We start from the raw sequence: 20,182 nt of genomic DNA on the forward strand, positions 1-20,182 counted from the left end.
ACCAATGAACCTGACCCGTCGCAATCTCATGCTTCTCGCCGCCGCGATCGGCATCGCCGCCGGACCGGCCTCCGCCTTTGCCGCCGACGTGCTGAATGTCGGCGCCTATCCGACCAACCCACCCTTCGAGTACAAGAACGAAAGCGGCACCTTCGAGGGTTTTGAAGTCGACATCGTCAACGAAGCGGCCAAGCGCATCGGCATGACCACCGACATCGCCGACCTTGGATTCCAGGCGCTGTTTGCCGCCACCACGTCGAAGCGCATCGATGTCGCCATCTCGTCGATCACCATCACGCCGGAGCGGCTGAAGTCGCAGTCCTTCACGCAGCCCTATTATGATTCCGACATGGGCATCGCGACCAAGACCGACAGCCCGATCAAGGCCGAGGCCGATCTCAAGGGCAAGATCGTCGGCGTGCTGTCGGGCTCGACCGGCGAGACCTGGGTGAAATCGCATCAGGAGGCCGATGGCTTCAGCGACGTGAAGGGCTACGACACGCAGCAGAACCTGCTGCTCGATCTCAGCGCCGGCCGCGTCGATGCCGCGGTCAGCGACATTCCCGGCATGGAGTATTCCTTCACCAAGATGAAGGACCTGGTGGTCAAGGAGCGCATCAAGACCGGCGAACAGTACGGCCTGATGATGACCAAGGACCATCCGCTGCTGGGCAAGCTCAACGACGCGCTGAGCGCGATGAAGAAGGACGGCACGCTGGCCGCGATCCACAAGAAATGGTTCGGTAGCGACGCGCCGGCCGACTCGGCGACCATGAAGGAATTTCCGCTGCCGAAGGCCTGAGCGGATTTCCGAACCAGCATCGTGCCGGCCATTCGGCCGGCACGTCCACCCGGCGTCGCGGCTTCCCGTGGAAGTGCCGGCACGTCGTAGCCTTCGATGTCTCACGCATGAGATCTCGCGCAGACCGAAACCGGTTTCGCGGTCATGCCCAAAGCGAAACGCCAAAGTGTTTCGGGAACACTCCCATGTCGCTGCTGGACACCTTCTTCAACGCAGATGTCATCATGTCCAGCCTGCCGGCGCTGATGCGCGGCTTCCTGAACACGCTGCTGCTCGGCATAATGAGCATCGGCATCGGCATCCCGGTCGGCTTGGTGATCAGCCTGTTGCGGCTCTATGCGCCGAAGCCGCTGCGGTGGCTCGCGGTCGGATACACCGATATCTTCCGCGCGCTGCCGGTGCTGGTCGTGCTCATCCTGATCTACTATGCGCTGCCCTTCCTCGGCATACGCCTGTCGTCCTGGGCATCGGCGGTGACGGCTTTCGCCTTCATCATGTCGGCCTATTCGAGCGAGGTGTTCCGCTCCGGCATAGAGAGCATCCCGCGCGGTCAGTTCGAGGCGGCGCAGGCGCTTGGCCTGCCGTTCCTGCTTACCCTGCGCAAGGTGGTGCTGCCGCAGGCGATCCGCGTGGTCATTCCGCCGATGACCAGCAATTGCGTCTCGATGTTCAAGGACACCTCGCTGGCCTCCACGGTGGCCCTGCCGGAACTCCTGAAGGAAGCGACGAACGCACAGTCGCTCTATGCCAATCCCTCGCCGCTGATCGGCGCCGCGCTTGTCTATCTCATCTTCCTCTGGCCGATGGTCCGCCTCGTCAGCCTGCTTGAACGCCGCTTCAAGACCGAGAAGACACGCTGACCACCCAGCCATCCGCAAGAAGCACGTCGCAGGAGACCAATTTGAGCAATTCCCAGACCACCGCCGGAGGCGGCTTCCCCGTCGACGCGATCCGCGCGATGTTTCCCGCCCTGCAGCGCGCCGGCGACTTCATCTTCCTGGACAACGCCGCCGGCGCGCAGATCCCGCAGAGCGTGCTCGACGCGGTGACCAACCATCTGGTCTCGCACAATGTGCAGCGCGGCGGCCGCTATGGCCGCAGCGTCACCGTCGACCAGGCGGTCGCTGACGCGCGCGAGAGCGTGGCACTGCTGATCAATGCCTACAGTCCGGCGGAAATCTGTTTCGGCATGAACGCCACCTCGTTCATCCGCCTGGTCAGCCTCGGCATCGGCCAGATGCTTGAGGAGCGCGACGAGATCGTCATCACAGACATGGACCATGACGCCAACATCGCCACCTGGCTGGCGCTGGAGCAGGCCGGCGCCAAATTCAAATGGTGGCGGATGCGCGAGGATGGCAATTTGCATGTCGACGATCTGCGACCGCTGGTCTCCGACCGCACCCGGCTCGTCGCCTGCACGGTGACGGCGCATTCGATCGGCTCGATCGTCGATGTGGCATCCGTGGCCGGGATTGCGCATGCGGCGGGCGCGGAAGTGTTCCTCGACTGCGTGCATTACGGACCGCACGGGCTGATCGACGTGCAGGCCTGGGATTGCGACTACCTGGTCTGCTCCGGCTACAAGAATTTCTCGCCGCATATGGGCTTCCTGTGGGGCCGCTTCGAAACGCTGAAGCGGCTGCCGACATTCCGCGAGGATTTCATTCCCGACGAACCGCCCTACAAGGTCGAGGCCGGTACCTTCATCTACGAGAATGTCGCGGGCATGGATGCGGCCGTGCAGTATCTGGAACTGATCGGCCGCAATATGGCGCCTTCCAACAACCGCTCGCGGCGCGAAAACCTCGTCGCCGGCATGGGCGCCATTCGCGACTATGAGCTGGTACTGGCGCGCGAAATGCTCTCGGTGCTGAAAAGCTGCGGCGCGACCATCTATGGCGTCGCCGACGAGGCGCGCATCAACGAGCGCGTGCCGACCTTCTGCTTCAACATCGGCAAGCTGTCGCCGCAGCGGATCGTCGAGGAGATGGCCGAGATGCAGATCGGCATCCGCGACGGCCACATGTACGCGCCGCGCCTGATGAAGCGCCTCAACCTGTCGATGGACAGCGGCGCCATCCGCGCCTCTCTGGTCCACTACAACACGGTCGAGGAAATCCACCGCTTCGGCGAAGCGCTGCGCGCCATCATCGCCAAGCTGTCCTGAGATGACCGCCGCTGTCAGCTTCGATGACCCGGGCGGCGATGGCGACGTGCCTATAGTGGTCCTCGGCGATCCCGCGCCCGAAGATATCGTCGCGCTCGAGGATGGCCTCTATGGCTTCAACGTCGCTGCTACCGGCGTCGATGACGGTCGCTATCTGTCGATCTTCCTGAAAAGGAAGGATGGAACGATCTATGCCGGCCTGCACGGGCACAGCTGGGCAGGCGTGTGCGAAATCAAGACGCTGTGGGTCGCCGACAGCGCGCGCGGCAAAGGCTTGGGGTCGCGCCTCCTGGCCGCCGCCGAAGAGGAGGCGCGGCTGCGCGGCTGCCATGTCATCCATCTGGCGTCGTTCAGCTTTCAGGCGCCGGCCTTCTACGAGAAACATGGATTCCAGCGGCTGGTGCAACTCGAGGATTTCCCGCGCGGCCACGCCAATGTCCTGCTGGCAAAGACGCTGCTACCGGAGGCGTAATCTGCTGCAGCGATGCCGGGGCAGCCGATCTCAGGCCGCCTTCTTCTTCGCCAGCCTTGCCTTGATCGACGCGACGTCGGCGCGTGGTGTCGCGGCGAACAGCGTCCTGGTGTAGCTGTGCTTGGGGTCCGAAAAGACCTCGTCGCGCGAGCCGTATTCGACGGCCTCGCCGAAATACATCACCATGACGTCGTCGGCGATGTAGCGCACCACCGACAGATCGTGGCTGATGAAGACGTAGGTCAGCTGGAACTCGTCCTGCAGGTCGGCGAGCAGGTTGAGCACCTGCGCCTGCACCGAGAGGTCGAGCGCCGAGACCGGCTCGTCCAGTACCAAGAGGCTCGGGTTGAGCATCAGCGCGCGGGCGATGGCAATGCGCTGGCGCTGGCCGCCCGAGAACATATGCGGGTAGCGGTTGTAGTGCTCGTGGCCGAGGCCGACCTTCTTGAGCATCTTCATCGCCAGGTCGCGCCGTTCAGCGGATGATTTGTCGGTGTTGATCAGCAGCGGCTCGCCCAGCACATCGCCGATCTTCTGGCGTGGGTTGAGCGATCCGTAGGGATTCTGGAAGACGATCTGCACCTTGCGGCGCATCTCCCTGGTCAGGCCGCCCCTGGCGATGTCGACCTTGTTGCCGTCGATGAACAGGTCGCCCGCAGTTGCCGGATCGATCAGGGTGATGATGCGGGCGAGCGTGGACTTGCCGCAACCGCTTTCGCCGACGATGGCGAGCGTCTTGCCCTTCTCCACCTTGAACGAGACACCCTTGACCGCATGCACGGTGCGCGGTCCGGTGAACAGGCCGCCGCCGATGTGATAGTCGCGAACGATGTTCTTGCCTTCGAGGACCGTGGTGCTCATGCGGAGGCTCCCGCGGCCGATGGGGCGGGCTCGAACAGCATATCGGAAACGGTCGGCAGGCGGTCGCCGACGGCGTTCTCCGGCAAGGCAGACAGCAGTGCGCGCGTGTAATTGCTTTTGGGCGATTCAAACAGCGACAGCACGTCGGCCTCTTCCATCTTGCGGCCCTTGTACTGGACGATGACGCGGTCGGCGGTCTCGGCGACCACGCCCATATTGTGCGTTATCATGATCAGGCCCATGCCGTATTTGGCCTGCAGCGAGACCAGCAGGTCGAGGATCTGCTTCTGGATGGTGACGTCGAGCGCCGTGGTCGGCTCGTCGGCGATCAGCAGCTTCGGATTGCAGGCAATGGCGATGGCGATCATGACGCGCTGGCACTGGCCGCCCGACATCTGGTGCGGGAAGGAGTTGAGCCGCTCCTCCGGATCGGCGATGCCGACCAGCGTCATCAGTTCGATGGCCCGGGCGCGGCGCTGGGCACGGTCCATGCCCATGTGGAAGCGCAGCACTTCCTCGATCTGGAAGCCGACGGTGAAGCAGGGATTGAGGCTGGCGATCGGCTCCTGGAAGATCATCGAGATGTCCTTGCCGACGATCTTGCGCCGCTCGGACGGGCTGAGTTTCAGAAGATCGACGCCATCGAAGGCCATGCGGTCTGCCTTGACCGTCGCCGTGTTGGGCAACAGGCCCATGACCGCCAGCATGGCCACCGACTTGCCGGAGCCGGATTCGCCGACAATCGCCAGCACCTCGCGCGGCTCGACCGACAGGTCGATGCCTTGCACGGCCATGAACGGTCCGGCCGCGGTGTCGAAGGAAACGGTGAGGTTCTTGATTTCGAGCAGGGACATGCTCACGACCTCTTCAGCTTGGGATCGAGCGCATCGCGCAGGCCGTCGCCGATCAGGTTGATGGCAAAGACGGTGATCAGGATGGCCAGGCCCGGAAACGTCACCACCCACCAGGCGCGCAGGATGAACTCACGCGCCTCGGCCAGCATGGTGCCCCATTCGGGTGTCGGAGGCTGCGCGCCCATGCCGAGGAAGCCAAGCGCCGCCGCCTCGAGGATGGCGTTGGAGAAGGACAGAGTGGCCTGCACGATCAGCGGGGCGATGCAATTGGGCAGGATGGTGACCAGCATCAGCCTGAGATGGCTAGCGCCGGCGACCTTGGCCGAGATCACATATTCGCGGTTCTTTTCCGCCATCACGGCGGCGCGGGTGAGCCGGGCGAAATGCGGCTGCAGCACGAAGGCGATGGCGATCATGGCATTGACGAGGCCTGGCCCGAGGACGGCGACTAGCACGAGCGCCAAAAGCAGCGACGGAAAGGCCAGGATGATGTCCATGACGCGCATGATCAGCGTGTCGACCCAGCCCCGGCAGTAGCCGGCAAGCAGGCCGAGAATGACGCCGGAGATGAGCGCCGTGGTGACGACGACGAAGCCGATGGCGAGCGAGAAACGCGAGCCGTAGATAAGGCGCGACAGCATATCGCGGCCGACGGCGTCGGTGCCGAGCAGGAACTGCGCGTTGCCGCCCTCCTGCCAGGCCGGCGGCGTCAGGAAGAAGTCGCGGAACTGGTCGTCGGGCGAATGCGGCGAAAGCAGCGGCGCGAAGATGGCGACCAGGATCAGCAGCGCGAAGACGAAGAGACCGATCACCGCGCCCTTGTTGACGGAGAAGTAGTGCCAGAACTCGCCGAACATCTGCAGCCGGGCGTCCCTCGGCTTGACGACGGTGGCGGCTTCGATGGTGGCTGGGCCTTCATTGGTCATGTCAGTTGGCCCGTATGCGCGGGTTGATGACCGCGTAGAGCACGTCGACAATGAGATTGACCGACATGACGATCAGCGCGATCAGGAGCAGGCCGCCCTGCACGGTGAAATAGTCGCGCTTGGAAATGGCGTCGATCATCCATTTGCCGATGCCCGGCCAGGAGAAGATGCTCTCCGTCAGGATGGCGCCGGTCAGCAGCGTGCCGACCTGCAGGCCTATGGTGGTGACGACTGGGATCAGCGCGTTGCGGAAAGCATGCAGGCCGACGACGCGGAACGGGGTCAGCCCCTTGGCGCGGGCGGTGCGGACATAGTCTTCGCCCAGCACCTCGAGCATGGCTGAGCGCGTTTGCCTGGCGATGACGGCGAGCGGGATGGTGCCGAGCACGATGGTCGGCAGCACAAGATGCGACAGGGCCGATCGGAACGCGCCCTTCTGGCCCGAGATCAGGGCATCGATGGTCATGAAGCCGGTCACCGGTTTGAAGAAATAGAGAAGGTCGATGCGGCCCGACACCGGCGTCCAGTGCAGCGTTCCCGAGAACACGATGATCAACAGCAGCCCCCACCAGAAGATCGGCATGGAATAGCCGGCCAGCGCGGTTCCCATGGTCAGCTGGTCGAACCACGAGCCGCGGCGGATCGCGGCGAAGATGCCGGCGGCGACACCGAGGACCACGGCGAAGATCATGGCGAAGATGGCGAGTTCGACCGTAGCCGGGAAGCGCACCAGGAAGTCCTTGAGCACCGGTGTCTTGGTGGAGAACGAGGTGCCGAAATCACCGCTGAGGATGTTGGCCAGATAGGTCAGGTACTGGCGCCAGATCGGCAGGTCGAAACCGAACTGATGCATCAGGGCCGTGTGGCGTTCGGGCGACAGGCCGCGTTCGCCCGCGAGCACCAACACCGGATCACCGGGCAGGATGCGCACGAAGCCAAAGGCGAGAATGGTTATCCCGATGAAGGTCGGGATGATGAGGGCGAGCTTGCCGAGGATATAACGCAGCATGGCGGGCGAGTGGGGGCAGCGCCGCGTGGCGCTGCCCCCGTTTCGCGTCCTTATTCGGCGATATCGACGCCGTCGAAGCGATGGATACCGAGCGGGTCCATCGCAAAGCCGGAGACGGTCTTCTGCATCGGCATGAACACCTTGGAGTGAGCGAGCGTCGCCCACGGTGCCTGTTCCTTGAAGATGACCTGCGCCTGTTCGTAGAGCTTGGTGCGCTCGGCCTGGTCCGAAACGGTCTTGGCCTTGTTGATGAGCGCGTCGAAATCCTTGTTGCACCATTCCGCGCGGTTGTTCGAACCGACGGAAGCGCAGCTCAGGAGAACGCCGAGGAAGTTGTCCGGATCGCCATTGTCGCCGGTCCAGCCGACGATGACGGCGCCGTCGTGATCGACAGCGGAAGCGCGCTTGAGATATTCACCCCAATCGTAGCTGACGATGTTGACGGTGACGCCGACCTTGGCGAAGTCCGCCTGGATCAGCTCGGCGGTGCGGCGCGCGTTGGGCATGTAGGGACGCGACACCGGCATCGCCCAGACGTTCATCTTGAGATCCTTGACGCCGGCCTCTTCGAGCAGCTTCTTGGACGCATCCGGATCATACGGATCGTCCTTCACGTCCTTGTTGTAGGACCACATGGTCGGCGGGATCGGGTTGATAGCCACCTGTCCTGCACCCTGGAAGACCGCATCGATGATGGCCTTCTTGTTGATGGCCATGTTGAGCGCCTTGCGGACGCGCACATCGTCGAAGGGCTTCTGCTGCGTATTGTACATCAGCGCGCCGACGTTGAGGCCTTCCTGCTCTTCGACCTTGAGGTTGGCATCCGCCTGGAGACCGGCAATGTCAGCCGGCGCCGGGTACGACATGATGTTGCATTCGCCCGCCTTCAGCTTCTGTGCGCGGACAGCCGGATCGGTGGTGATGGCGAAGACCAGGTCGTCGATCTTCTGCTTGCCGCCCCAATAGTCCGGGTTGGCCTTGTAGCGGATGGCCGCGTCCGTCTGATAGTCGACGAAAATGAAAGGGCCGGTGCCGATCGGCTTCTGGTTGAACAGTTCAGGGGTCTTGTCCGCCTGCAGCTTGTCTGCATACTCTTTGGACACGATCGAGGCGAAGTCCATGCCCAGTGTCGGGATGAAGGTGATCGCCGGGTCCTTGAGCGTGAACTTCACCGTCAGGTCATCGACCTTCTCGACCTTGGTGATGTTGTCGCCGAACTGGTCATTGTAATACTGGTAGGCAATGCCCGGAATATACTGGAACCAGGGGCCGTTCTTGTCGACCTGACGTTCGAACGAAAACACCACGTCGTCGGCGTTGAGGTCGCGCGTCGGGGTGAAATAGTCGGTGGGCGCGAACTTCACGCCCTTGCGAAGCTTGAAGACATATTCCTTGCCGTCGTCGGAGATCGTCCAGCTTTCTGCCAGCCCCGGCGAGACAGAGGTCTTGCCGTGATCGAATTCGACAAGGCGGTTGAAAACGGTGCGCGAGGACGCGTCGAACGTCTGGCCGGCGGTATACGGTGCCGGGTCGAAACCCTCCGGCGATGCTTCCGCGCAATAGACCAGAGTTTTCGCGTTGGCCACGCCGCCCAGGACGCTTGCAGCCAGCAACGCGGCTGCAAAAGTCAGTTTCATTTTCATTGAGCACTCCCTGATGTTCTTCCAAGCCCCTCTATCAGGCTCGCGAAGCCCGCATATAAGCACCGTTTTCCCGGCTTTGGAACACCCCGTTTGCTTACCCGGCGGGAAGCGGGACAAAAATCCAGAATTCTGCCGGAAGGCGGAAAGAATTAGCAGTTTATTCTCTTCACGAGATTTTTCGCGATTGTATTTTTTTGTTGACCCGGATCGAGCGAAGCCTCGCGATCGTCGCCGCCACGCGCCTTCCGCATCCGGGGCGGTGCCCTGGCCGCGACGCTGGCGAGGAGGATTTTCAGCGGCAATCTTTCGGCGCCTTGCCGCAGGGGCAAGGCTTGCACCGCCGCCGATAGAGGCCATACATAGATGGGAAACCGGCCCGTAGCGGAGGATGTCTCTGTCATTAGAGGCGCGCGCGGTCGAACGAGAATTGTCGAGGAGGAACGGGTGGCAAAAGCATCAAAGACGACGGCGCCGTCGAAAACGTCGGCGAAGGCGCCTGCGAAAGCAGCTGCCGGAGCCGCCAAGGCCAAGGCGCCGGTTGCCAAAGCGCCAGTTGCCAAATCCCCTGTTGCAAAGCCTCCTGTTTCCAAGGCTCCTATTGCCAAGCCTCACGCCGACAAAGCCGCTGCCGCCAAGCCGAAGGGAGCCGTCGTGTCCGAAAAAGCCGTGGCGAAGGCAAGCCCGAAGCGGGCGGTCAAGGCGCCAGCCAAGTCCGCTTCCGCCAAGACAGCCTCCGCCGATAAGTCAGCGGTTGCTAAGCCCACGGCCAAGGTCGCACCGGCCGGATCTCCATCCACAAAGCCTGCATCCACCAGGCCTGCACCGACAAAGGCCGCACCGGCGACAAAGGCCGCGCCCGCGACCAAGCCCGCGGCTGAAAGGCGGCTGCCGAAAGCGCTTGCGGCGCTGGCCGCCGGCCTGCCGGAAAAGCCATGGCTGAAGAGCTATCCCAAGAACGTGCCGGCCGAGATCGGTGCCCTGCCCTACAGCTCCATCGGCGATTTCCTCGTCGCCGCCTGCAAGCAGTTTTCCGCCCAGCCCGCCTTCACCTGCATGGACAAGTCGATCAGCTACGCCGATGTCGAACGGCTGTCGGCGGCGTTCGGCGCCTACCTGCAATCGAAAGGCCTGCAGAAGGGCGCGCGTGTCGCCCTGATGATGCCGAACGTGCTGCAATATCCCGTTGCGATGATGGCGGTCCTGCGCGCCGGATACGCCGTGGTCAACGTCAATCCGCTCTACACGCCGCGCGAGTTGGAGCATCAGCTCAAGGATTCCGGCGCACAAGCCATCGTCATCCTTGAAAACTTCGCCAGCACCTTGCAAGCGGTGGTCGCCCGGACCCCGGTGAAGCATGTGGTGGTCGCCGCCATGGGCGACATGCTGGGCGGCTTGAAGGGCACCATCGTCAACCTCGTCGTGCGCCGCGTGAAGAAGATGGTGCCGGCCTGGTCCTTGCCCGGCCACGTCAAGTTCAACGCGGCCGTCAAGGCCGGCGCCGGCCTGGCGTTCAAGCCCGCCAAGGTGGCGGCCGACGACGTCGCCTTTCTGCAATATACCGGCGGCACGACGGGTGTGTCGAAGGGGGCCACGCTGCTGCACCGCAACGTGCTCGCCAATGTCGTGCAGAATGCGCAGTGGATGGAAGACGCCTACACCATCAAGCCGAAGCCGGCGCATCCCAACTTCGTCTGCGCGCTGCCGCTCTACCATATCTTCGCGCTGACGGTGAACGCGCTGATGGGCATGCAGCAAGGCGCCCGCAACGTGCTCATTCCCAACCCGCGCGATATTCCAGGCTTCGTCAAGGAGCTGGCGAAATATCCGGTCCACATCTTTCCGGGCCTGAACACGCTTTTCAACGCGCTGCTCAACAACGAGGACTTCCGCAAGCTCGACTTCAAGCCGCTGATCCTGACGCTGGGCGGCGGCATGGCGGTGCAAAGGGGCGTCGCCGAACGCTGGAAATCGCTGACCGGCTGTCCGGTCACGGAAGGCTACGGCCTCTCGGAGACCTCGCCGGTGGCCACCGCCAACAAGTTCAGCGCCGGCGACTTCACCGGCACGATCGGCCTGCCGCTGCCGTCGACGGAAATCGCCATCCGCGATGATGACGGCAACGACGTGCCGCTCGGCGAGGTCGGCGAGATCTGCATCCGCGGACCGCAGGTGATGGCAGGCTACTGGAACCGGCCCGACGAGACCGCCAAGGTCATGACCGGGGACGGCTATTTCAAGTCGGGCGACATGGGTTTCATGGACGAGCGCGGCTACACCAAGATCGTCGACCGCAAGAAGGACATGATCCTCGTCTCGGGGTTCAACGTCTATCCGAACGAACTCGAGGAGGTCGTGGCCCAGCATCCTGGCGTGCTCGAGGTGGCGGCGATCGGCGTGCCGGACGAGCATTCCGGCGAAGTGCCGAAGCTGTTCATCGTCAAGAAGGATCCGGCACTGACCGCCGAAGCAATCACGGCCTATTGCCGGGAGAACCTGACCGGCTACAAGCGGCCAAAATACATCGAGTTCAGGACCGAACTGCCGAAGACGCCGGTCGGCAAGATCCTGCGACGGGCGCTGCGGGAATAGTGGTTGGCGACCGCACCGACGACGGCACGCCGGCCGCCGGCTCGCCCCTTGACCCGGCGGAATTCATCAGGGCGAACATGCGGCTTGTCGCCGTCCCGTCACTCCCCGAGATAAGGCTCTATACCCCCCATCCGGCCAGCGGCCTCGGGCGACTGCTCGATCCGCGCGACGCGGACGACGACACGGAGCCGGACGACGGAGCCGAGCCGCGGCCGCCCTATTGGGCTTATGCATGGGCAGGAGGAACGGTGCTCGCGCGCTATGTGCTCGACCATCCGCAAACCGTGGCCGGCCGTCGCGTGCTCGACCTCGGGGCTGGTTCGGGCCTTATCGGCATTGCCGCTGCCAAGGCCGGCGCGCGCACGGTGGTCGCCGCCGAAATCGACCGCAACGGCGTAGCCGCGATCGGGCTCAATGCGGCGGCGAACGGCGTCCAGATCACCATCGTCGACAAGGATATCACCCTGGATCCGCCGCCAGCGGTCGATCTCGTGCTCGCAGGCGACGTGTTCTATGATCCCGAGGTTGCTCGGCGGATGACGCCGTTCCTCGATCGCTGCCTTGCCACCGGCATCGAGGTGCTGGTCGGCGATCCCCGCCGCAATGATCTGCCGCTGGCCCGTCTACTCTTGCTGGCGGAATATGAGATGCCGGATTTCGGCGGTGCGAAGGGCGTTGCGAGCGGCGTCTTCTCGTTTCGGCCCGAAGATCGCTAGAACCAGTTCAATCATGATGAGCTTTGGTCACCATGAGGCCCGTTTGCCCTCGCTCGGCCCGTCAGATCGTCTCCTTGACGCGGGCTGACAGGAAGTCCGGCAGGTCGGCAACCGAATCCAGGATAATGTCGGCGATCTCGGCGAGCGATTCGCGGGTGCCTGTGCCGGAGAGCACACCGATCGCCAACCCGCAGCCGCCGGCCCGCGCCATTTCGAGATCATGCCTGTTGTCGCCGACCATGGCGATGGCCGACGGTTTCAGGCCGGTCAGGTCGCAAAAGGCAACGATCGTGTCGGGCGCCGGCTTCGGGTTGGCGACGGCGTCGTAGCCATAGGCGGCATCGAAAAGCTGGGCGACGCCCAGCGTGACCAGCGTCTTTTCGGCGCCGCTGGTCGAATCGTTGGTGGCGACGCCAAGCCGGTAGGATTTCCTGTGCAGGGCGCTGAGCGTCTCGACGACGCCGGGCAGCGCCACCGCCATCGCCGATCCCTGCACCGATGTGATCTCGTTGAAGCGCTTGACGGCAAGCATCTGGTCCTCGTCGGAGAGCCGCGGAAACCACAATTCCACAACATCGAGATTGGTGCCGGAGGCAAAGATCGAATCCGGCTTGAACCGCTTCGCCGCGAAATCGAAACCCGCCGCGGCCAGCAGCCTGTCGGCCTTCCAGCGATCGCCTTCGGATGCGTCCATGGCCATGAAGTCGGCAACCCCAAGCCAGGTTGCGTTGAAGTCGACAAGCGTTCCGTCCTTGTCGAACAGGATGCCCTTGATATCCGCCAAGCTTTTCACTCCGCCCCAAGCAAGTGGTGGATGTGTGCCACCAGACCGGCGGTCGAGGCGTCGCGCTTAGCGGCACTTTCCGTGCCTTCGACGACGGGGAGGAGGCCGGTGGCAAGTTCCTTGCCGAGCTCGACGCCCCACTGGTCGAAGGAATTGATGTTGAAGAGCGTTCCCTCGACGAATACGCGATGCTCATAGAGCGCGATCAGCCGGCCGAGGGTGCGCGGGTCGAGTTTTCGGTAAAGGATGGTCACCGAGGGCCTGTTGCCGGAAAATACCCGGTGCGGCGCGATCTTGTCGACCTCGGCCGGCTCGACGCCCTTGGCCAGCATCTGGGCGCGCGCCTCCTCCAGCGTGCGGCCCTTCATCAGGGCCTCCGATTGCGCCAGGCAATTGGCGAGCAGCAGGTCATGTTGATGCTTGAGCTCCGGCTCGTGGCCGACGGCCGCGGCAAGGAATTCGACCGGGATGAAATCCGTGCCCTGGTGCAGCAGCTGGAAGAAGGCATGCTGGCCATTGGTGCCGGGTTCGCCCCAGACCAGGGGCCCGGTCGGCGTCGTCACCGCCGTGCCTTCAAGCGTGACGCTCTTGCCATTCGATTCCATGTCGAGCTGCTGCAGATAGGCGGGCAGCCTGGACAGACGCTGGTCGTAAGGGATGACGGCGCGCGCTGGATACTGGCAGATCACCCGATGCCACCAACCCACCAGTCCCAGCAATGCGGGCAGGTTTTCCCGCACTGGCGCGGTGCGGAAATGCTCGTCCATTTCATGCGCGCCATCGAGGAAGGCGCGAAAATTCCTCGGTCCCACGGCGATCATCACCGGCAGGCCGATCGCGCCCCAGAGCGAATAGCGGCCGCCGACCCAGTCCCAGAAGCCGAAGACGCGATCGGCTTCGATGCCGAATTTCGCCACCAGATCGAGTGCGGTCGAGACCGCGGCGAAGTGCTTGCCCACCGCCTCCTTGCCCAGCGCATCCTGCACCCATTTGCGCGCCGTCGCGGCATTGGTCATCGTCTCGACGGTGGTGAAGGTCTTCGAGGCGATGATGAACAATGTGGTCTCGGCGGAGAGGCCCTTCAGCGTGTCGTGAATGTGGGCGCCGTCGATGTTGGAGACGTAATGGGCGCGCGGTCCGTCGTGATACGGCGCCAAGGCCAGCGTGGCCATGGCCGGCCCCAGATCCGAACCACCGATGCCGATGTTGACGATGTCGGTGATTGCCTTGCCGGTGGCGCCGGCCGCCTTGCCGGACCGTACGGCGTCGGCAAAGGCACCCATCGCGTCGAGCACCGCAATGACATCAGCCTTGACGTCCTGGCCATCGACCGTGACGCCCTCGCCGGTCAGGTCGCGCAGTGCGGTGTGCAGCACGGCGCGGTTCTCGGTGACGTTGATCTTCTTGCCGGCAAACATCGCCGCTCGGCGTCCCTCGAGGTCCGCCGCCCCGGCCAGCATCTCCAGCAGCTCCATGGTGACCGTGTCGACGGCGCATTTGGACCAGTCGAGCAGTAGGTCGCCATCGCGGGCGGAAAATGTCTCGAACCGCGCTGGATCAGCGGCGAAAGCCTCACGCATGCTGGCAGGCGCCGCGGCGCGATGATCGCGCAAGGCGGCGAGCTGTTTCTGGAAGGCTGGCTGATCCACTGGCGGGGGACTCCTGGAGTTTTCGGCACACCATATCAGACCGGATGTTTCCGGCACGTGTCGTCGCACCACCACTATTAAGCCGAATTCAGTTCGGTCAATACGCGGTGATGACGCATCGCATCACGATGCGATGATGGAATGTTTGCTGCAGCCAGGAGCAGCGCCTGATTTCGGCTGAAGGATCACTGGCATAAATCCCAGCGATCAGAAAAATTGATTGGCGCAACCCCTTGTGCCACCGTTACATTCGACTGGTCCAGCCAAGCGAAAAAAGCTGGCCATCGAGGAACATCCTTCATGCCACAGCGAAACGACACGGCGATATGGTCCGGCCTGTTCCGGATTTCGGCCGAATCCGGCCAGACCCTGCAGGCGCAGATCCGCCAAGCCATCGTTGCCGCGATCCTCGACCGCCAGATCGCGGCTTCGATGCCGCTACCGTCGTGCCGGATCCTGGCCGAAAAACTGGGCGTGGCACGCGGCACCGTGGTGCTGGCCTTCCAGCAGCTCGTCGACCAGGGCTTCCTGGTCGCGCGCGAGCGGCGTGGCCATTTCGTCAATCCCGATGTGCTGGCGACGCCGGCCAAGCCGCACCAGAAGGCGCCCGACCAGGCCAACGAGATCGACTGGAAGGCACGCAGGCAGATCGCCGCCAGCGACATGCCGCCGCCGGCCAAGCACGAGAACTGGATCAAGTCGTCCTATCCCTTCGTCTACGGCCAGTTCGACCCGGCGCTGTTCCCGACCGCCGAGTGGCGCGAGTGCAACCGCATGGCGCTGGCAGTGCTCGAAATCCGCAACTGGGCGTCCGACATGGTCGATCGCGACGATCCGCTGCTGATCGAGCAGATCCAGGCGCGACTTCTGCCCCGGCGCGGCATCTTCGCCAATCCCGACGAGATCATCGTCACGCTGGGCGCGCAGAACGCGCTCTACATGCTGGCCACCCTGCTGATGACCAAGGGCTCCAAGGTTGCGATGGAGGACCCCGGCTATCCCGACGCACGCTCCATCTTCCGCCTTGCCGGCGCCGAGATCCAGCCAGTGCCGGTCGATCAATCCGGCATCGTAACCGCTTCAATTCCCAATGATTCCGGCTTCGTGTTCGTCACGCCAAGCCATCATTGCCCGACCATGGTGCCGCTGTCGGCGGAACGTCGGCAGGACCTGCTGGCGCGCGCCAACCGCCACAACCAGATCATCATCGAAGACGGTTACGACAGCCAGCTTCTCGACGAGGCGCCGCAGCAGGCGTTGAAGAGCCTCGATCGTTCGGGCCGCGTCGTCTATGTCGGCTCGATGTCGAAGACCCTGGCTCCCGGCCTGCGGCTTGGCTACATCGTCGCCTCCGCCGGGCTCATCTCGGAACTCAGGGCGCTGCGCCGTTTCATGCTGCGCCATCCGCCGGCAAACAACCAGCGCGCGGTGGCGCTGTTCCTGTCGCTTGGCCATCACGAAGCCCTGGTTCGGCGCCTGTCGAGCGCCTTCGACGAGCGGCGCAAGCGTCTGGTCCATGCGATTTCCGCCTTCCTGCCGGAATGGCGTTCGACCGATTCGGCCGGCGGGACGTCGCTGTGGCTCGAAGGGCCGCGCGGCACCGATGCGCGCGGGCTGGCCGAGGCGGCCGCCTCGCGCAGTGTCATCATCGAACCGGGCGACCGCTTCTTCGACCGCACCGAAAAGCCGTCGCGTTTCATGCGGTTGGGCATCTCCTCGATCGCGCTGCAGCACATCGAGCCAGGCATCCGCGAACTGGCCACCGCGGCCGGACGCCGGCCGGCCGCCGCCTGATCCATCGGCCGCACCCCTGCCCGGCGCGTGCCGGCATGGCTTTGGTACATTAGCTCTGGCATATGCAGCTGGACTGACTGGCCCATAGGCTGTGCCAATGCCGGCGGCATAGTCGGAGCACAAAGGGGAAGAAGCAGTCGATGGTGGACCAACCGCCGCCCTGCTTCTCAGTAAGGTGGAGTGCTCCATGTCAGTTCTCGAAAAGCAGGAAGCGGCGGATCAGCGTTCGCGCCGCTCCGGCGGACGCGAAGCGCGCCGCGCCATGCGCGCGGCACCGCTGGCCGATGATATCAAGCCGGTGCGCGCAGGCCTTGAAGGCGGCAGCTACGGGCCGCTGACCGGCAACGACCAGGAACGCATCCACGAAGCGGTGCTGACACTGCTGGAAACGGTGGGCTTCGCCAACGCCATCCCTTCCTGCATCGAGGCGCTGACCAAGGCCGGCGCCAGCTATGACGAAGACGGCCGCGTCCGCTTTCCGCGCGCGCTGGTGCTCGACACGATCAAGAAGGCGGCCCGGAATTTCACCCTGTACGGCCAGGACCCCAGGCACGACATGCTGATCAAGGGCAAGCGCGTGCATTACGGCACGGCCGGCGCCGCGGTGCACCTGGTCGATGTCGAAAAGCGCGAATACCGCGAGTCGCTGCTGCAGGACATCTATGACGCCGCCCGTCTCGTCGAGGGGCTCGACAACATCCATTTCTTCCAGCGGCCGATGGTGCCCCGCGACATTCCCGATCCGCTCGAGATGGATTTCAACACGCTCTATGCCTGCGTGATGGGTACCTCCAAGCATGTCGGCACCTCCTTCACGGTGCGCGAGAACGTGCAGCCTGCGCTCGACATGCTCTATGCCATCGCCGGCGGCGAGGAGAATTTTCGCGCCCGGCCGTTCGTGTCGAACTCCAATTGCTTCGTCGTGCCGCCGATGAAATTCGCCGAGGATGCCTGCGGTGTGCTCGAGGCCTGCGTTGAGGGCGGCATTCCGATCCTGCTGCTGTCGGCGGGACAGGCTGGCGCCACGGCGCCGGCGGCCATTGCAGGCGCGGTCGTGCAGGCGGTGGCCGAAGTGCTGGCCGGTCTCGTCTATGTCAACGCCATCAAACCAGGCCATCCGGCGATCTTCGGCACCTGGCCGTTCGTGTCGGATCTGCGCACGGGCGCCATGTCCGGCGGTTCGGCCGAACAGGCGGTGCTGACCGCGGCCTGCGCGCAGATGGCGCAATTCTACGACCTTCCGGGTGGCTCCGCCGCCGGCATGACGGATTCCAAGCTGCCCGACATCCAGTCCGGCTATGAAAAGGGCATCACCGACGTCATGGCCGGTCTTGCCGGGCTCAATCTCGTCTATGAATCGGCCGGCATGCACGCCTCGCTGCTCGGCTTCTGCCTGGAAAGCCTGATCATCGACAACGACATGCTCGGCCACTGCCTGCGTTGCGTGCGCGGCATCGAAGTCTCCGATGAATCGCTGTCGATCGACACCATCGCCGAGGTCTGCCTGAAAGGGCCGGGACATTATCTCGGCAACGAGCAGACGCTGCGGCTGATGCAGACCGAATATTTCTATCCGGCTGTCGGCGACAGGTTCTCGCCCAAGGAATGGAACGAGAAGGGCCGGCCCGACATATTGCAGCGCGCGATCATCGAAAAGAAGCGCGTCCTGGCCGAGCGCTTCCCGCGCCACGTGCCGAAACTGATCGACGACAAATTGCGCGCCCGCTTCGGCGAGATGATCAAACTGCCGCGTGGCAGCATGGGCGGATAAGCCCGCGCCCCGGAGCGATCAGTCGGCGTTCAACCCGTAGCGTTCGACGACCTCGGCATTGATCAGCTTGGCGTGCAGCGTCATCAGCACGATTTGCGCATCGAAGCTGTCGCCGGCTTCAAGCGCTGCCTCGATGCGGCGCTCGGCATCGACCCTGTCTTGAAGACCATTGGAGCGCTCGAAGGTTTCGCCTCCGGCAATGCAATAGCTGAACAGCCGCGCCACCTCAGCATAGGCCTGTGGCGGCGGCTCGTCGGGCCAACGGTCTTTCATCAGATTGACGATGGTCAGTTTCACGCCTTCCGGCACCAGCGCCGGATGCAGGTCGGCGCCGCGCAAGGCGTCGTCAAGCTGCCTGAGATCGCCCGAGCGGCCGAACATTCCGAGAAAGCCGAGGGAAGAGCGCCGTCCCGCCATGATGTGCCTCCCCTGTTTCCGTTACACGCCGCCACCCATGATGCCGGCGGCGGCTCCACAGGCGGCGAGCAGCAGCACGACAATCCAGGGCGGCGTCTTCAGGACGATGAGCAACAGGAATCCGCTCAGCGCAAGTCCAAAATCGAAAGCGGTGTGCACCGCGCTTACCCAGACGGGATTGTAGAAAGCCGCCGCCAGGATGCCGACGACGGCGGCATTGGCGCCGCGCATCGCGGCCTGTGCTTGCGGCAGGTTGCGCACCCTGTCCCAGAACGGCAGCGTGCCATAAACCAGCAGAAGGCCCGGCAGGAAAACCGCGGCCAGGGCGATGGCAGCGCCGGCAAAGCCATTGGGCTGCGGCCCGCTTATCGCACCGAGATAGGCGGCAAAGGTGAACAATGGTCCCGGCACGGCCTGGGCGGCGCCGTAGCCGGCGAGGAACGCTTCCGGACTGACCCAGCCTGGTGTGACGACCTGGCCTTGCAGCAAGGGCAGCACGACATGGCCGCCGCCGAAGACCAGCGCCCCGGAGCGATAGAACGCGTCGAAGACCCTCAGCGCCTGGCTATCGGTGGCGGCGGCCGCGAGCGGCGGCAGCACGAACAGGACGCCGAACAGAAGGAACGCCATCACTGCCGAGGACCGGCGAACCGGAAAGGCCAGGTGTCCGCCTGAAGGCGATGGCCCGTCACGGCAGATCAACAAACCGGCGACAGCCCCCATAGCGATGGCCGCGATCTGGCCAAATGACCCGCCGGCGAGCAGGAGAACGGCAATGGCCGCGAGAGCAATGGCGGCGCGCGGGAGATCCGGCGTCAGGCTTCTTGCCATGCCCCACAGCGCCTGTGCGACCACCGACACGGCGACGAGTTTCAGGCCATGCACGATGCCTTGCGCCAAGGGGCCGCCCAATGACGCGGCGCCAAGGGCGAAGGCGAACAGCAGCAGCGCCGAGGGCAAGGTGAAGCTGGCCCACGCGGCAAGACCGCCAAGCAGCCCGTTGCCGCGCAGAATGCCTATGGAGAAGCCGACCTGGCTGGAGGCTGGCCCGGGCAGGAACTGGCAAAGCGCGACCAGATCGGCATAGCCGGCCTCGTCAAGCCACTGGCGGCGGCGCACGAATTCGTCGCGAAAATAGCCGAGATGGGCAACCGGCCCGCCAAACGAGGTCAGGCCGAGTCTCAGGAAGACGACGAAGATGTCCGCCGGCGACCGGCCCTGCTCCATATCGGTGTCGAGTTGGCCAGCCGCCATGGAGTCTTCCGCATCCGAACTGCCTTGGTTCGAACCCTATACAGCATGAACCCCGAAAATCCGGAACCGGTTCGCGAAAGGTCGGCGGCCGGCCAGCCGGCTTAGGGAAGTACCCGCCTGGACGGTGTGGCGGGACGGCCAGGTCGAAGACCGGGCCGTCTTTGACCAACACAGGATCGGCTGCGACCAATCAGTGATTGTCGCGCGGAATGCCGCTGGTGTGGGCGACATCCTGGTACTTGATCGCCGGCTTCAAAACCATTCCCTCGGAGAACTGGTCGACCATGGAGCGCTGGATTTCCTGCCATGGCGTCTGGTGCTTGGGATAGTGATAGCCGCCATCCTTCTGCAGTTCGGCGCGCCGCCTGGCGATTTCCTCGTCGTCGACGAGGATGTTGGCAGTCGCCTTGTTCAGATCGATGCGGACGCGATCGCCCGTCCTGAGCAGCGCCAGGCCGCCGCCGATGGCGG

Annotated in this window: 19 protein-coding genes; 8 read left to right on the forward strand and 11 right to left on the reverse strand. The window is 64.0% G+C overall.

The window, feature by feature from the left end:
* Nucleotides 1-4 precede the first annotated feature (4 nt).
* The 4 genes from WC739_RS16630 to WC739_RS16645 all read left to right on the forward strand — a co-directional run bounded on the left by WC739_RS16630 (nucleotide 5) and on the right by WC739_RS16645 (nucleotide 3,444).
* Nucleotides 5-802, forward strand: coding sequence for an ABC transporter substrate-binding protein (locus WC739_RS16630; RefSeq protein ID WP_372954138.1), 798 nt, complete (start codon nucleotides 5-7; stop codon nucleotides 800-802).
* Between the two features lie 185 nt (nucleotides 803-987).
* Nucleotides 988-1,662, forward strand: a complete 675-nt coding sequence (locus WC739_RS16635; RefSeq protein ID WP_372954122.1) for an amino acid ABC transporter permease — start codon at nucleotides 988-990, stop codon at nucleotides 1,660-1,662.
* A gap of 41 nt (nucleotides 1,663-1,703) precedes the next feature.
* A complete protein-coding gene (locus tag WC739_RS16640) occupies nucleotides 1,704-2,972 on the forward strand; it encodes a cysteine desulfurase-like protein (RefSeq protein ID WP_372954123.1) in 1,269 nt (422 codons plus the stop codon).
* 1 nt (nucleotide 2,973) lies between these two features.
* Nucleotides 2,974-3,444: a GNAT family N-acetyltransferase gene (locus WC739_RS16645; protein ID WP_372954124.1), complete on the forward strand. Its 471-nt coding sequence runs from the start codon at nucleotides 2,974-2,976 to the stop codon at nucleotides 3,442-3,444.
* Between the two features lie 30 nt (nucleotides 3,445-3,474).
* Here WC739_RS16645 and WC739_RS16650 read toward each other — a convergent pair whose 3' ends face one another.
* From WC739_RS16650 to WC739_RS16675, 6 genes are all read right to left on the reverse strand, one after another.
* Entirely contained in the window at nucleotides 3,475-4,305 is an 831-nt protein-coding gene (locus WC739_RS16650; protein WP_372954125.1) for a dipeptide ABC transporter ATP-binding protein, read from the reverse strand.
* On the reverse strand, nucleotides 4,302-5,159 hold the full coding sequence (locus WC739_RS16655) for an ABC transporter ATP-binding protein (RefSeq protein WP_372954126.1): 858 nt from the start codon (nucleotides 5,157-5,159) through the stop codon (nucleotides 4,302-4,304). The genes WC739_RS16650 and WC739_RS16655 overlap by 4 nt, the downstream gene beginning before the upstream one ends.
* Before the next feature lie 2 nt (nucleotides 5,160-5,161).
* The gene (locus WC739_RS16660; RefSeq protein WP_372954139.1) at nucleotides 5,162-6,016 is read right to left on the reverse strand and encodes an ABC transporter permease subunit; all 855 of its coding nucleotides are present in this window, start codon (nucleotides 6,014-6,016) and stop codon (nucleotides 5,162-5,164) included.
* 70 nt (nucleotides 6,017-6,086) lie between these two features.
* Complete coding sequence (locus WC739_RS16665) at nucleotides 6,087-7,094, reverse strand: ABC transporter permease subunit (RefSeq protein WP_372954127.1); 1,008 nt, start codon at nucleotides 7,092-7,094, stop codon at nucleotides 6,087-6,089.
* A 50-nt stretch (nucleotides 7,095-7,144) separates the two neighbouring features.
* Nucleotides 7,145-8,737 carry an ABC transporter substrate-binding protein gene (locus tag WC739_RS16670; RefSeq protein WP_372954128.1) on the reverse strand — a complete coding sequence of 531 codons (1,593 nt, stop codon included), beginning with the start codon at nucleotides 8,735-8,737 and terminating at the stop codon, nucleotides 7,145-7,147.
* Between the two features lie 149 nt (nucleotides 8,738-8,886).
* Entirely contained in the window at nucleotides 8,887-9,342 is a 456-nt protein-coding gene (locus tag WC739_RS16675; protein ID WP_372954129.1) for a hypothetical protein, read from the reverse strand.
* 46 nt (nucleotides 9,343-9,388) lie between these two features.
* On the opposite strand from WC739_RS16675, the gene WC739_RS16680 reads away from it, so the two are divergent.
* Complete coding sequence (locus WC739_RS16680; protein ID WP_372954130.1) at nucleotides 9,389-11,326, forward strand: long-chain-fatty-acid--CoA ligase; 1,938 nt, start codon at nucleotides 9,389-9,391, stop codon at nucleotides 11,324-11,326.
* A 77-nt stretch (nucleotides 11,327-11,403) separates the two neighbouring features.
* Nucleotides 11,404-12,042: a methyltransferase gene (locus WC739_RS16685; protein ID WP_372954140.1), complete on the forward strand. Its 639-nt coding sequence runs from the start codon at nucleotides 11,404-11,406 to the stop codon at nucleotides 12,040-12,042.
* 61 nt (nucleotides 12,043-12,103) lie between these two features.
* Here the strand turns inward: WC739_RS16685 and WC739_RS16690 are convergent, their stop codons facing one another.
* Nucleotides 12,104-12,826 carry an HAD family hydrolase gene (locus WC739_RS16690; protein ID WP_372954131.1) on the reverse strand — a complete coding sequence of 241 codons (723 nt, stop codon included), beginning with the start codon at nucleotides 12,824-12,826 and terminating at the stop codon, nucleotides 12,104-12,106.
* 5 nt (nucleotides 12,827-12,831) lie between these two features.
* A complete protein-coding gene (pgi, locus tag WC739_RS16695; protein WP_372954132.1) occupies nucleotides 12,832-14,475 on the reverse strand; it encodes a glucose-6-phosphate isomerase in 1,644 nt (547 codons plus the stop codon).
* A 300-nt stretch (nucleotides 14,476-14,775) separates the two neighbouring features.
* On the opposite strand from pgi, the gene WC739_RS16700 reads away from it, so the two are divergent.
* Both WC739_RS16700 and WC739_RS16705 read left to right on the forward strand, forming a co-directional pair.
* The gene (locus WC739_RS16700; RefSeq protein WP_372954133.1) at nucleotides 14,776-16,269 is read left to right on the forward strand and encodes a PLP-dependent aminotransferase family protein; all 1,494 of its coding nucleotides are present in this window, start codon (nucleotides 14,776-14,778) and stop codon (nucleotides 16,267-16,269) included.
* Nucleotides 16,270-16,456: 187 nt separating this feature from the next.
* The gene (locus WC739_RS16705) at nucleotides 16,457-18,040 is read left to right on the forward strand and encodes a trimethylamine methyltransferase family protein (protein ID WP_372954134.1); all 1,584 of its coding nucleotides are present in this window, start codon (nucleotides 16,457-16,459) and stop codon (nucleotides 18,038-18,040) included.
* 18 nt (nucleotides 18,041-18,058) lie between these two features.
* On the opposite strand, the gene WC739_RS16710 is transcribed toward WC739_RS16705, so the two are convergent.
* The 3 genes from WC739_RS16710 to WC739_RS16720 form a co-directional block, all read right to left on the reverse strand.
* Complete coding sequence (locus tag WC739_RS16710; protein ID WP_372954135.1) at nucleotides 18,059-18,457, reverse strand: hypothetical protein; 399 nt, start codon at nucleotides 18,455-18,457, stop codon at nucleotides 18,059-18,061.
* Between the two features lie 21 nt (nucleotides 18,458-18,478).
* Complete coding sequence (gene chrA / locus WC739_RS16715; protein ID WP_372954136.1) at nucleotides 18,479-19,711, reverse strand: chromate efflux transporter; 1,233 nt, start codon at nucleotides 19,709-19,711, stop codon at nucleotides 18,479-18,481.
* A gap of 190 nt (nucleotides 19,712-19,901) precedes the next feature.
* The coding region (locus WC739_RS16720) for a dihydroxy-acid dehydratase (protein WP_372954137.1) at nucleotides 19,902-20,182 on the reverse strand (281 nt) is incomplete at its 5' end.

The organism is Mesorhizobium sp. (genome assembly GCF_041661565.1).
In the GTDB taxonomy this organism is placed as follows: Bacteria; Pseudomonadota; Alphaproteobacteria; order Rhizobiales; family Rhizobiaceae; genus Mesorhizobium.